General features: G+C 69.8%; 12 protein-coding genes. 3 read left to right on the forward strand and 9 right to left on the reverse strand.

Annotated features, from left to right (window positions below):
* Positions 1-48 precede the first annotated feature (48 nt).
* On the forward strand, positions 49-762 hold the full coding sequence (locus PARN5_RS0104795; RefSeq protein WP_157403930.1) for an outer membrane beta-barrel protein: 714 nt from the start codon (positions 49-51) through the stop codon (positions 760-762).
* 62 nt (positions 763-824) lie between these two features.
* On the opposite strand, the gene pdeM is transcribed toward PARN5_RS0104795, so the two are convergent.
* From pdeM to PARN5_RS0104820, 5 genes are read right to left on the reverse strand one after another with little or no spacing between them, the layout of a single operon-like run.
* Entirely contained in the window at positions 825-1,481 is a 657-nt protein-coding gene (pdeM, locus tag PARN5_RS0104800) for a ligase-associated DNA damage response endonuclease PdeM (RefSeq protein ID WP_017998639.1), read from the reverse strand.
* A complete protein-coding gene (locus PARN5_RS0104805; protein WP_017998640.1) occupies positions 1,478-3,907 on the reverse strand; it encodes a ligase-associated DNA damage response DEXH box helicase in 2,430 nt (809 codons plus the stop codon). Before PARN5_RS0104805 ends, pdeM begins: the two co-directional genes overlap by 4 nt.
* On the reverse strand, positions 3,904-5,448 hold the full coding sequence (locus PARN5_RS0104810; protein ID WP_017998641.1) for a cisplatin damage response ATP-dependent DNA ligase: 1,545 nt from the start codon (positions 5,446-5,448) through the stop codon (positions 3,904-3,906). The genes PARN5_RS0104805 and PARN5_RS0104810 overlap by 4 nt, the downstream gene beginning before the upstream one ends.
* A complete protein-coding gene (locus tag PARN5_RS0104815) occupies positions 5,445-6,437 on the reverse strand; it encodes a ligase-associated DNA damage response exonuclease (RefSeq protein ID WP_017998642.1) in 993 nt (330 codons plus the stop codon). The genes PARN5_RS0104810 and PARN5_RS0104815 overlap by 4 nt, the downstream gene beginning before the upstream one ends.
* A gap of 30 nt (positions 6,438-6,467) precedes the next feature.
* Positions 6,468-6,941: an Lrp/AsnC family transcriptional regulator gene (locus PARN5_RS0104820; RefSeq protein WP_017998643.1), complete on the reverse strand. Its 474-nt coding sequence runs from the start codon at positions 6,939-6,941 to the stop codon at positions 6,468-6,470.
* Between the two features lie 94 nt (positions 6,942-7,035).
* Here PARN5_RS0104820 and PARN5_RS0104825 point away from each other — a divergent pair, with 94 nt between their 5' ends.
* A complete protein-coding gene (locus PARN5_RS0104825; RefSeq protein WP_017998644.1) occupies positions 7,036-8,439 on the forward strand; it encodes an aminotransferase class V-fold PLP-dependent enzyme in 1,404 nt (467 codons plus the stop codon).
* Here the strand turns inward: PARN5_RS0104825 and PARN5_RS0104830 are convergent.
* Positions 8,417-9,118 carry a YafY family protein gene (locus tag PARN5_RS0104830; RefSeq protein WP_017998645.1) on the reverse strand — a complete coding sequence of 234 codons (702 nt, stop codon included), beginning with the start codon at positions 9,116-9,118 and terminating at the stop codon, positions 8,417-8,419. The genes PARN5_RS0104825 and PARN5_RS0104830 overlap by 23 nt on opposite strands.
* 60 nt (positions 9,119-9,178) lie before the next feature.
* On the opposite strand from PARN5_RS0104830, the gene PARN5_RS0104835 reads away from it, so the two are divergent.
* Positions 9,179-9,772: a glutathione S-transferase family protein gene (locus PARN5_RS0104835; RefSeq protein WP_017998646.1), complete on the forward strand. Its 594-nt coding sequence runs from the start codon at positions 9,179-9,181 to the stop codon at positions 9,770-9,772.
* Here the strand turns inward: PARN5_RS0104835 and PARN5_RS0104840 are convergent.
* From PARN5_RS0104840 to PARN5_RS0104850, 3 genes are all read right to left on the reverse strand, one after another.
* Positions 9,727-10,650, reverse strand: a complete 924-nt coding sequence (locus PARN5_RS0104840) for a DMT family transporter (protein WP_017998647.1) — start codon at positions 10,648-10,650, stop codon at positions 9,727-9,729. The genes PARN5_RS0104835 and PARN5_RS0104840 overlap by 46 nt on opposite strands.
* A gap of 175 nt (positions 10,651-10,825) precedes the next feature.
* Positions 10,826-11,125 carry an HU family DNA-binding protein gene (locus tag PARN5_RS0104845; protein ID WP_017998648.1) on the reverse strand — a complete coding sequence of 100 codons (300 nt, stop codon included), beginning with the start codon at positions 11,123-11,125 and terminating at the stop codon, positions 10,826-10,828.
* Between the two features lie 151 nt (positions 11,126-11,276).
* Positions 11,277-12,761 (reverse strand): AMP nucleosidase, encoded by a 1,485-nt coding sequence (locus tag PARN5_RS0104850; RefSeq protein WP_017998649.1) that lies wholly within the window; start codon positions 12,759-12,761, stop codon positions 11,277-11,279.
* Positions 12,762-12,803: the final 42 nt, after the last annotated feature.

Genomic DNA, 12,803 nt, shown 5'->3' on the forward strand with positions numbered 1-12,803 from the left:
GCGAGACTTGCTCCTGTGCCGGGCCTTGTCACATTAGGAGAGATGAATATGCGCGCAGCATACCTGACCGCCCCCCTCGCCGTTCTGGGCGCCTTCGCCGCCAATGCCGGCGGCTACACCCCCCCGGTGGTCGAACCCGAGGTCGTGACACCGATTGTCGAGACCGCTCCGGTCGGCGACTGGGCCGGCGGCTATGCCGGTCTGACCCTGGGCTATGCCTTTGGCGGCGAAGACGCTGTCGGCATCAACTCGCCGGGCGGCCTCGGCGGCACCCCGGACGAGCTGAAGATGAACGGCGTCAACGGCGGCGTGCATGTCGGCTATCGCTGGCAGCGGGATCGCTGGGTGTTCGGCCCCGAGCTGGGCTATGAAGGCGGCAGCATCGAGGACAGCTTCTCGACCAACGGCTACGACGCCGAAGCGAAGGTCAAGAACGTGCTCGCCCTGCGCATGAAGACCGGCTACGAAGTCAGCCCCGGCATGCTGGTCTATGGCATCGCCGGTGTGGCGCGCGCCAAGGTCGACTATTCGGTCGAGGGCACGGGTGGCGCAGGCGCCATCGACCTGAACGACAGCTATTCCAAGACCGGCTACATCGTCGGCCTGGGCGCCGAGAAAAAGCTGAACGACCGCATGTCGGTGACCGGCGAATATGAATTCGCCAACTTCGGCAAGGAAGAGCTGGAAGATGGCCTCGGCGCCTCGACCAACGCCACGGCGAAATTCCACAACGTCAAGCTGGGCCTGAACTTCAAGTTCTGATCCGCACGATCTGATCCGGCTCCACGGACGGGACAGGGTCGCCTTCGGGCGGCCCTTTCTCGTTAGCGCCGCCGCGGCTGGCCGATGGGCAGCGGGATGGCCCGCGGCCCGCAGGCGATGGCCAGCCCGCGCGGCACCAGCGCCTGCACGGCCGCATGGTCATGCGCAAGGCCGCCGGTATAGGCGCCGAAGGCCGGCAGCAGCAGGTGCTGCGGCCCCAGCAGGAAGGCGCGCCGCCGCTCGCCGGCCAGGCGCACGACCGGGTGGAAATGCCCGGAGATATCCGGCCCCGGCCCGGCCTCGTGCCGCAGCGCCACCGGGCCAAGCCGCAGCTCCGCCGCCGCGCGGCCAGGCAGATGCCGCGGCGCGGCCGGGTCGTGGTTGCCATGCAGCCAGACCCACTCCCGCCCGCGCGCCAACGCCAGCAGCGCGCCCGCGACCAGCGGATCCAGCGCCTGCGCCGCTGCCAGGTCGTCGAAACCGTCGCCCAGGCTGACAATGACCTCGGGCGCCAGAGCCGCGATCTCGCCGGCCAGGCGCTCCAGCGTGGCCAGCCCCTCATAGGGCGGCAGCAAGGGGCCGCCGCGCCGGGCCAGGCGCTCGGATTTTCCCAGGTGCAGATCGGCGACGACCAGCCAGCGCCCGCCGGGCCACCACAGCGCACCCGAGCCCCGCGCCTCCAGCGACAGGCCATGGAAATCGAACAGGTATCCGGTCATGCGATGCCTTCCAGCCCGGCCTCGCGCATCAGCGCCTCGGCCTCGATCCGGGCCAGCCGCTCGCGGCCCTCGCCGCGGATCGGCACCCGGCCCATCTCCAACAACAGCGGCGCGGCCAGGGGCGAGACGCGATCGAGCAGCCGGTGCTCGCGCCGGGGCGAGCGCGCCAGCATTTCCTCGATGCGGCCGAAATCGACCAAGCCGCGCCCGGCTTCCTGGGCGGTAACGCGCAGCATCAGGTGGTCGGGGTCGTATTTCCGCAGCGTGTCATAAAGGATGTCGCTGGAAAACGTCGCCTGCCGCCCGGATTTGCGCAGCCCGGGCATATTGCGCTGGATCAGCCCGGCCACGGTCGCGACATTGCGGAAGGTGCGCTTCATCACCGCGTTCTCGCCCAGCCAGTCGCCCAGGCCCGCGCGCAGCCGTTCCGCGTCAAGCAGCGGCGCCGGATCCGCGACCTTGTCCAGCGACCAGACCAGCAGCGCGTAATCGGTCGAGATGAAGCCCAGCGGGCCCAGCCCTTGCTGCTCCATCTCGCGCGTCAGCAGCAGGCCCAGCGTCTGCAGGGCATTGCGCCCGGCAAAGCCATAAAGCGCGAAATGCCACAGCCCGGCATGGGGAAAGCTTTCCGAGAGCAGCAGCCCCGGCTCGGGCAGGCGGCTGACCTCGGCCTGCAAACCCAGCCAGTCGCGGGTATCTGGCGGCAGCGCGGCATGGCGGGCCGGATCACCGATCAGCGCCAGCACCCGATGCGCAAGCTGCGTCGACATGGCCAGCTTGACCCCGGAATAGACCGCGATCTTCGGCTGTCGCGAGGGGTCGGGCGTGACCTCGACCACCATCTCGCGCAGCGCGTCCATGCGCACCACGCGGCCGCCGATCAGGAAGCTGTCGCCCGGCGTCAGGCCGGCGGCAAAAGCCTCCTCGACCTCGCCCAGGGGGGCGCCGCCCCGGCCGCGCAGGCGCACCTTCAGCATCTCGGCCTCGACGATGGTGCCGACATTCATGCGCAAGAGCTTCGCCGCACGCGGGTCGCGCAGGCACCACAGCCCGCCGCGCAGCATCAGCCGCTGCCAGCGGTCATAGGCGCGCAGCGCATAGCCGCCGGTGGCCGCGAAATCCAGGCAGGCGTCGAAATCGGCGCGCGCCAGCTCGCGATAGGGCCCCGCCGTCACCACCTCGGCATAAAGCGCGTCGGCATCGAAGGGCGCGGCGCAGGCGGTCAGCAGCATATGCTGGCAAAGCACGTCCAGCGGCCCCGGCCCGCGCGGCTCGCCGTCCAGGTCGCGTTCGCGCACGGCCTCCAGCGCGGCCACGCATTCGATCTGCTCGAAGCGGTTCGCCGGCACGATCCGCGCCTTCGAGGGCGCGTTATAGCGGTGGTTCGCCCGGCCGATGCGCTGCACCAGCCGCTTGACGTTCTTCGGCGCCCCGACCTGGATCACCAGATCGACCGCGCCCCAGTCGATGCCCAGGTCCAGGCTGCCGGTGGCGACCACGGCGCGCAATTCGCCCGCCGCCATCGCCGCCTCGACGCGGGCGCGCTGCTCGCGCGCCAGGCTGCCGTGATGCAGGCCGATGGGCAGGTTCTCGTCATTCGCGGCCCAGAGCGCCTGGAAGAACAGCTCGGCCTGCGCCCGCGTATTGATGAAGATGATCGTGGTGCGCGCCGATTTCACCGCCGCCAGCACCTCGGGAATGGCGTAATGCCCGCCGCCGCCGGACCAGGGCGCGGGGCGCGCGGTCGGCAGCATGGCGATGTCCGGGTCCGGTCCCGGATCGGCCTCGACGATCTCGACCGGCCCGGCGCCGGTCATGAAGCCGGCCAGCGCCTGCGGATCCTCGACCGTCGCCGACAGCCCGGTCACCCGCAGCCCCGGCGACAGCGCCCGCAGCCGCGCCAGCCCCAGCATCAGCTGGTCGCCGCGCTTGCTTTCGGCCAGGGCGTGCAATTCGTCCAGCACCACCCGGCGCAGCCCGCCAAAGATCGCCGGCGCCTGGGGATAGCTCAGCATCAGGGCCAGGCTCTCGGGCGTGGTCAGCAGGATCTCGGGCGGATCGACGCGCTGCCGGCGCCGCTGCGTCTGGCCGGTGTCGCCGGTGCGGTCCTCGACGCGGATGCCCAGGCCCAGCTCGGCCACCGGCCGCCCCAGGTTGCGGGCAATGTCCGCCGTCAGCGCCTTCAGCGGCGAGACATAAAGCGTATGCAGCCCCTTCCGGCTTTCTCTGTTTTCCAAATACCCATCCGGCCCCGCCACCGGCGCCAGCTCCACCAGCGAGGGCAGGAACCCCGCCAGCGTCTTGCCGCCGCCGGTGGGCGCGATCAGCAGGCTGTCGCCCGGCGCCGCCAGCAGCGCCAGCTGATGCGGGTGCGGCTGCCAGCCCTGCCGCGCGAACCAGTCGTGGAACAGCTCCGGCAGGATCACAGCATCGCCTCGAGCGTTTCCAGCCGGTCCGCCTCGGCCGCGGGCTTGTCCCAGCGGATGCGGCTGATGCGCGGAAAGCGCATCGCCACCCCCGAGCGGTGCCGGGTCGAGCGGTTCAGCCCCTCGAAAGCCACCTCGACCACCAGCTTCGGCGCCAGGGCCCGCACCGGGCCGAAGCGTTCGGTGGTATTGGCGCGCACGAACTTGTCCAGTTCGCGCAGCTCGGCATCGGTGAAGCCGAAATAGGCCTTGCCGACCGGCACCAGCTCGTCGCCCTGCCACAGGCCGAAGGTGAAATCCGAATGAAAGCCCGAGCGCTTGCCATGGCCGCGCTGCGCATAGATCAGCACCGCATCGACCACCATCGGGTCGCGCTTCCACTTGAACCAGGGCCCGCGCGGCCGGCCGGCGACATAGGCCGAATCGCGGCGCTTGATCATCACCCCCTCGATCACCGCGGCCGGAGGATCGGCGCGCAGGGCCGCCAGATCCTCCCAGCTCGCGAAATCCAGCAGCGGCGAGATGTCGATGCCCGGCCCGAAATCCGCCGCCTCCAGCACGGCGCGCCGCAGGGCCAGGGGCTCGGCGCGCAGGTCGCGGCCCTGCCAGATCAGCAGGTCGTAAAGCCGCAGGCCGGCCGGGTGGCTTGCCAGCAGCGCGCGCCCCACCGCCTTGCGGTTCAGCCGCTTCTGCAACTCGCCAAAGGGCGCCACCTCGCCCGCGCGGCGGACCAGCAATTCGCCATCGGCGCTGCCGTCGAAATCCATCGCGTCGATCACGTCGGGAAAGGCATGGGAAATATCCTCTCCCGTCCGGGAATAAAGCCGCTTGACCCCGCCGTCGCTGACCGCCTGCACGCGGATTCCGTCCCATTTCCATTCCGCGACATGCTCGGCCGGGTCCAGCGCGCGAAGCTCGTCCAGATCGGTCGGCGTCGACAGCATCACCGGCCGGAACGGCGCCAGCGCCGCGCTTTCCGGCCGCGCGCCGCCGCCGATCCAGCCGAAAAGCGGCGCATAGGGCGGCGCCAGCCCGTGCCAGACCTCTTCCAGATCGGCGACCGAGGGCGCGCCCATCCCGGCCAGCGCCATGCGCGCCATCCGCGCCGACAGGCCGACGCGCAGATTGCCGGTGGCGAGCTTCAGGAAGGCCAGCCGCTCGGACGGTCCCAGCCGGTCCAGCATCCCGGCGATCGCGCCGGGCAGCCCGGCCTTGCCGGTGGTCTGCAGCAGTTCGACCGCCTGCGACAGCGGCGGGTCGTCCTCGGCGCCCTCGGGCCAGACCAGGGCGATGGTCTCGGCCAGGTCGCCGACGAAATCATAGCTCAGCGCCAGCAGCTGCCCGTCGATGCGCTCGGCCGCCAGCCCCCGCAGCAGCGAGGGCGTGACCCGGCGCAATTCCAGCTCGCCAGTCAGCGCCGCCAGGGCCCAGCCGCGATCCGGGTCCGGCGTGCGTTCCAGGTAATGCTGCACATGCTGCAGCTTCGCATTGCGCGCCGGCGTAAAGGCCAGGCGTTCCAGCAGGGCGGCGAAAGCCTTCATTCCTCGGCCTCGTCCTCATAGCCGACCAGCCGCAGCGGCCGGGCCGGGATCTGCGCCAGCTCGCACCAGCGGATCACGCCGTCCTCGGTGCCATGCGTGACCCAGACCTCGGAGGGGGCCAATTCGGTCAGCGTGCCGGTCAGCATCGGCCAGTCGACATGGTCGCTGATGACCAGGGGCAGCTCGACGCCCCTTTGCCGCGCCCGCGCCCGGACCGTCATCCAGCCCGAGGCGAAGCCCAGCACCGGGTCGCGAAAGCGCTGCACCCAAAGGCTCGCGAAGGCCGAAGGCGGCGCGATGACCAGCTGCGCCGGCACCTCGTCGGCCGTGGCAGGGACCAGTTCGCCCAGATCGACGCCCTGCTGGACGTAATAGTCGCACAGCGTCTTCAGCGCGCCATGGATGGCGATGGGCGCGTCATAGCCCGCCGCGCGCAGCAGCGCGATGACATGCTGCGCCTTGCCCAGGGCATAGGCACCGATCAGATGCGGGCGGTCGGGAAACTCGGCCATGCTGGCCAAGAGCTTCTCGACCTGGGTCGCGGGCTCGGGAAAGCGGAACACCGGCAGGCCGAAGGTCGCCTCGGTCACGAAGATGTCGCAGGGCACGGCTTCGAACGGCGCGCAGGTCGGGTTCGGCTGCCGGGTGTAGTCGCCCGAGACGACGATGCGGCAATCGCCCGAGGTCACCGCGATCTGGCTCGATCCCAGCACATGCCCGGCCGGGTGAAAGCCGACCGAGACGCCGCCAAGCCGCATCTCGCCCGCCGCGACCTGGGTCGAGCCAGCGAAATCCGGCCCCATGCGCAGCCGCATGATGTCCAGCGTCTGCTGGCTCGCCAGCACGGCGCCATGGCCGGCACGGGCGTGGTCGGAATGGCCGTGGGTGATCAGCGCACGCGCGACCGGGCGCAAGGGGTCGATGTGGAAATCGCCCTCGGGGCAGTAAAGCCCGGCCTCGGTCGGCAAAAGGATCGGATCGGCGCGCATGAGCCCAAGATGTAGAACATTTCGTGAAAATCAACCCGGCGCCAGCGGGCGGCCGTGAAAGATCGTCTCCATCGAGAAAACGCCGGTGACACGTTCCAGATCCATGTCGGCGATCAGCCGCTTGTAAAGCTGGTCGTAACCCGCCATGTCGCCGACCACCGCCTTGGCCATATAATCCCACTCGCCGCCGATGCGGTGGAACTCGGTGATCTGCGGCAGGGACTCGATCCGGGCGCGAAAACGCCGCGCCCAGGCGTCGTCGTGATGGCGGGTGCGGACCATGATGAAGACCGTCAGCCCCAGCCCCAGCCGGCCGGCGTCGATGACGGCGCGGCTGCCCTGCAAGACGCCGGCCTCGGTCAGCCGCTGCAACCGGCGCCAGCAGGCATTCTGCGACAGGCCGATGCGCTCGGCCAGTTCGCGCTGCGACAGGCTGGCGTCCTGCTGCAACAGCCGCAGCAGCCGGTTGTCGGTTTCGTCGATTTCGAGAGGTCTTCCGTTCATATGACAACGATATTCGCGGTTTTCGCCAATATCCAGCGGTGATTTTGCAGAAGACCCGGATCAAAATCCGCCAAAAGCGCGAAAGGACCGACCGATGACCCCGTTTGACAGCTATCTTGCCGCCCTGGACCCCGATCCGCTGGCAAGCGTCCATGACGGCATCATCGGCCGCGATGCGGTGGTCCAGGGGCCGTTCGGGCCGCGCCGGATGATCTATGCCGATTACATCGCCTCGGGCCGGGCGCTGCGCCCGCTGGAGGCCTGGATCATGGAGCATGTCCTGCCCTGGTATGCCAACCGCCATACCGAGGCCAGCCATTGCGGCGCCGCCATGACCCGGATGCGCCGTGCGGCGCGGGCGGCGATTGCCGAATGCATCGCCGCCGGGCCGGAGCATGCGGTGGTCTTTGCCGGCACCGGGGCAACGGCGGGGATCAACCGGCTGGTGCATCTGTTCGCCGCGGGGCCCGGCACCACGGTGCTGATCGGGCCCTATGAGCATCACTCAAACATCCTGCCCTGGCGCGAAAGCGGCGCAAGCGTGGTGGAAATTCCCGAGGCCGAGACCGGCGGCCCGGACCTGGACGCCCTGCGCGCGGCGCTGGCGGCCGCGCCCGGCCCGGTGATCGGCGCCTTCTCGGCCGCCTCGAACGTCACCGGGACGCTGACCGATGTGGCCGGTGTGACGGCGATCCTGAAGAGGGCCGGGGCACGCGCGGTCTGGGACTATGCCGGCGGCGCGCCCTATCTGGCGATGGACATGCGCCTCGGCATGGATGCCATCGTGTTCTCGCCGCACAAGTTCATCGGCGGGCCGGGCGCCTCGGGCGTGCTGGTGCTGCGCCGCGATGCGGTCGTGGCCGACCAGCCCAGCCTGCCCGGCGGCGGCACGGTGCGCTTCGTCTCGCCGCATGGTCACGACTATGCCGCGACCGTCGAGGCGCGCGAGGAAGGCGGCACGCCGAACGTGGTCGGCGACATCCGCGCCGCGCTGGCGCTCTTGACCAAGGCGGCGGTGGGCCAGCCGCGCATCGCGGCGCGCAATGCCGAATACCTGGCGCTGGGGCTGGCGCGGCTGGGCGCGCATCCGGGCATCGCCCTGCTGGGCAACCTGGGCGCGCCGCGCCTGCCCTTCTTCAGCTTCCGCATCCGCGACGGGCGCGGCGGCTTCATCCACCAGCAGCTGGCGACGCGGATGCTGTCGGACCTGCATGGCGTGCAGGCGCGCGGCGGCTGCGCCTGCGCCGGGCCCTATGTGCACCGGCTGCTGGGGCTGGATGCGGCGGAATCGGACCGGCTGCGCGCGGCGATCCTGAGGGGCGACGAGATCGAGAAGCCCGGCTTCGTCCGGCTGAACCTGTGCTGGGCCGCCGGCCGAGCCGAGGTCGAGGCGATCCTGGATGCCGTCCGTGACCTGGCCGATCACGCGGGCGATTACCTGGCGCAGTATCGCTGCAACCGCGCCACGGCGATCTTCACCCCGATTGCGGCGGAATAGCCGCGCGGGCGCAGACATAATCCCGCACCAGCGCCACCCGGCGCGGCCGGAAGCTGGCGCCGCCGGGCCGCATCGCCTGGATGCGCGAGACGTGGAAGATGCGGAAATCCTCGCGCAGCTTGCAATGCGCCAGCAGCATGACGTGGTTCTCGCTGTAGCTCAGGCCCAAGGGCCAGATCTCGCGCGTGCTGCGGGCCTCGGCCAGGTCCAGGTAGTCGATCTCGAGGCTGCGTTCCTGCCACAGCGCCTCGCGCAGCAGGGCCATGTCGATCCGCGGCGCCTCGCGCTGGGTGGCGGGGCGGAACAGGCGCATGGTCGCATGCATGGCGTGGCGGCCCTGGCTCTCGGGCAGGGTGGCGACGATGCGGGCCAGGGCGGCCTCGCCCGCCTCGGTCAGCTCGCGGTCGCCCAGGCCGCCCAGGGCCGAGATCGCCAGCAGCAGCGCCTCGATTTCCAGGCGCGAGAAGCTCTGCGGCGGCAGGGCCGGATCCTCGGTCAGGCGATAGCCGACGCCCGCCTCGCCGTCGATCAGCGCGCCGCCGGCGCGCAGCGTGGCGATGTCGCGGTAAAGCTGGCGCAACGACACGCCGGTCTCATGCGCCAGCCGCGCCGCCGTCACCGGGGCCGGCAGGCGGCGCAGCGCATCCATCAGACGCATCAGCCGGTCGGTGCGGGCCATGCTGTCACCTTCTGTCAGGGTTTCCGGGCCATTCTGGCCGCTTCATCGCAGGAGGCCAAGATGCTGACCCTTTACCACGCCCCGCAAAGCCGCTCGTCCAGCGTGATCGTGCTGCTGAAGGAACTCGACGCGCTCGACAAGGTCGAGATCCGCCAGGTCGCGATCCCGCGCCAGGACGGCAGCGGCGGGCGCGATCCGGCAAACCCCCATCCCGAGGGCAAGGTGCCCTTTCTGGTCGAGGGCGGGGACCATGTCCGCGAACGCGGCGCCATCATGCTGTATCTGACCGACCGCTTCCCCGAGGCAGGGCTGGGGCCGTTGCCAGGCGATCCGGCGCGCGGGCGCTATCTGGGCTGGCTCAGCTGGTATCAGGGCGTGCTGGAGCCGGTGGCGATCCTGAACTTCTTCAAGATCGAGCACCCGGCGCTGCAGGCGACCTTCCGCGACTACGACACCGCGATCCAGCGGCTCGAGGAGGTGCTGTCGCGCCAGGACTACCTGCTGGGCGACCGCTTCTCGGCCGCCGACCTGCTGGTCGCCTCGCCCTTCGCCTTCTTCGGCGAGGGCATGCCGCGCCCGCCGGCGGTCGATGCCTGGGTGCGGCGGATTCAGTCGCGTCCCTCGATGGCCTGGGCGCGCGAATTCGACGGTTGAGCCGGAACGGCGCCGGGGATGCGCGCCAGCTGCACCATCAGGATGCCGGCCGCGACGATCCCCGCGCCCAGCACATCCGAGGCGCCGAAGCGTTCGCCCAGCAGGGCGGCGGCGATGGCGACGCCGAAGAGCGGCGACAGGAAGTGGAAGGTCGCCGCCCTGACCGCGCCGACGCGGTTCACCAGCAGGAACCACAGCCAGGTCGCGCCGATGCCGGGCGCGATCACGGTATAGACAAAGGACCAGACCAGGGTGCCGCTCCACAGCACGGGGCGGCCCCATTCCAGCAGCGCGGCCGGGACCAGCAGCGCCGCGGCGCCGACCGCCATTTGCAGGCCGACGATCATCATCATGTTGCGGCTGCCGCCGGCGCCGCGCGCCGCCAGCGTGGCGAAGGTCAGCGCCACCACGCCGCCCAGGCACAGGAGCAGCCCAGGGATGTCGAGCCCGTGGCGCAGCCGCACGCCCATGACCAGCCCCACGCCGATCACGCCGGCGACCAGCCCGGCCACCGCCATCGGCCGCAGCTTTTCGGCGTAGAGCAGCCAGCCCAGGAAGGCGACCAGCAGCGGCATCATCGAGGCGATGATCGCGGCGGCCGAGGCCTCGACATGCTGCATGGCGACCCAGTTCAGGCCCAGATACAGCGCGTTCTGGCACAGGCCGAAGACGATCACCGTGCGCCACTCGGCCCGGCTGAGCCGCCAGTTCTGCCCCATGGCCCAGGCCAGCGGAATCGCCACCAAGGCCGACAGCGCGAAGCGGATCACCAGCGCGGTCAGGGGCGGCGCGGCCAGGACGATGATGCGGGTGGTGGTAAAGGCCGAGGCCCAGACCAGGGCAAAGCCCGTGCCCATCAGGATGGCTTTCAGGTCCATCGCGCTTTCCCCTTGCTGGCTGCCCCCTTGGGCTAGCAGATCAGCGGGCGGGCGCAAGCGCAAGGCGCGGCGCGTACACCGGCCGTGCACAGGACATGCACCGGCGGGGGGAGGCCGGGCATGAGGAAGGGCCGCGCATCACCTGCGCGGCCCCTCATGACGCGAGCGCCAGGGCTCAGGCGTTCACGCTGTCTTTCAGGGCTTTCGCGATGGTGACCTTGACCACCTTGTCGGCGGGCTTCGTCATCATTTCCTGGGTCTGCGGGTTGCGGACCTGGCGTTCGGGACGGGCGCGGCAGGCGACCTTGCCGATGCCCGGCAGGGTGACGGCGCCGCCCTCGGCGACGGTTTTCGACACGACGGCCGACAGCGCATCCAGAGCCGCGGCGGCGGTCTTCTTGTCGCTGCCCATCTCATCGGCCAGGGTGGCGACGAGTTGGGTCTTGGTCATCGGTTTCGAAGCGGCCTGGGCCATGTTCTGTCTCCTCGTTGTTCCCCGTTCGGGAAATTTTCGGACGCCACCTTGGCGGCACGAACGCCGCTACACAAGCTTTTTGCGCGCAGTTCAAGCGTTTTCCTGTGGATTCCGCGGTTGGACGCAGCGAAAAGCCGCGGAAAACGGCCTATCAGAGGAAAGCCGTCTCGTTGAATGACCTCAACTTGCGCGAGTGGATGCGTTCCAGCGGAGTCGCGCGCAGTTTCTCCATCGCCCGGATGCCGATCAGCAGATGGTTCGCGACCTGGGTGCGATAGAAATCCGTGGCCATGCCGGGCAGCTTCAGCTCGCCATGCAGCGGCTTGTCCGAGACGCAGAGCAGCGTGCCATAGGGCACCCGGAAGCGGAAGCCGTTCGCGGCGATGGTGGCGCTTTCCATGTCGAGCGCGACGGCGCGCGACTGCGACAGCCGCTGGACCGGGCCCGACTGGTCGCGCAGCTCCCAGTTGCGGTTGTCGATCGTCGCCACCGTGCCGGTGCGCATGATCGCCTTGAGGTCGTAGCCGTCCAGCTGCGTGACCTCGGCCACCGCCTCTTGCAGCGCCACCTGCACCTCGGCCAGGGCCGGGATCGGCACCCAGACTGGCAGGTCGTCGTCCAGCACGTGATCCTCGCGCAGATAGGCATGGGCCAGCACGAAATCGCCCAGGGACTGCGAGTTGCGCAGCCCGGCACAATGGCCGACCATGAGCCAGGCGTGGGGGCGCAGCACGGCGATATGGTCGGTCGCGGTTTTCGCATTGGACGGCCCGACGCCGATATTGACCAGCGTGATGCCGTCGCCATCCGGGCGTTTCAGGTGATAGGCCGGCATCTGCGGCATCTTGGCGCCGGTGGCGATAATGTCCTCGGGCCGCTCCAGCACCTGGTTGCCCGGCCCGATGAAGGCGGTATAGCCCGATTCCGGGTCGGACAGCGCGCGGCGGGCGAAGGCCTCGAACTCATCGACATAGAACTGGTAGTTGGTGAACATCACGAAATTCTGGAAATGCTCGGGCAGGGTCGCGGTGTAATGCGACAGCCGCGCCAGCGAGTAATCCACCCGCTGCGCCGTGAAGGGCGCGAGCGGCTGGCTGCCGTCCGGGTTCAGACCCGCGGTGCCGTTCACGATGTCGTCGTTCATCGTGTTCAGGTCCGGCACGTCGAACACGTCGCGCAGGGAATAGTTCAGCACGCCTTCCTGCGGCACGTTCAGGTCGCTTTGCGTCGCCACCGCGAAATGCACCGGCATCGGCGTGCCGCTGTCGGTGACCGAGACCGGGACGCCGTGGTTCTTCATCAACAGCCCGATCTGTTCGGTCAGGTAGCCGCGGAACAGGTCGGGCCGGGTGATCGAGGTGGCATAGACCCCGGGCAGCGCGACATGGCCGAAGGACAGCCGCGAATCCGTCTTGGAATGCACCGGCACCTGCAGCCGCAGTTCGGGGTAGAAGGCGCGATAGCGCGCCTGCGGCCGGGCGCCCTGCAGGGTGGCGACAAAGCGTTCCAGCAGGAAATGCGAGGCGCGTTCGTAAAGTTCGATCAGCCGCGCCACGGCGGCGGCGGGGTCGTCGAAAGACTGCCGCTCGGCGGGTTCGGGCGTTTCCAGGGGAAGGGTCCGGCGGTCGGTCGTCATGCGCGCTCTCCAATTTGGCGCCAGAGTGCCAGCGCGCCCCGC

Origin of the sequence: Paracoccus sp. N5 (genome assembly GCF_000371965.1) — a bacterium.
In the GTDB taxonomy this organism is placed as follows: domain Bacteria; phylum Pseudomonadota; class Alphaproteobacteria; order Rhodobacterales; family Rhodobacteraceae; genus Paracoccus.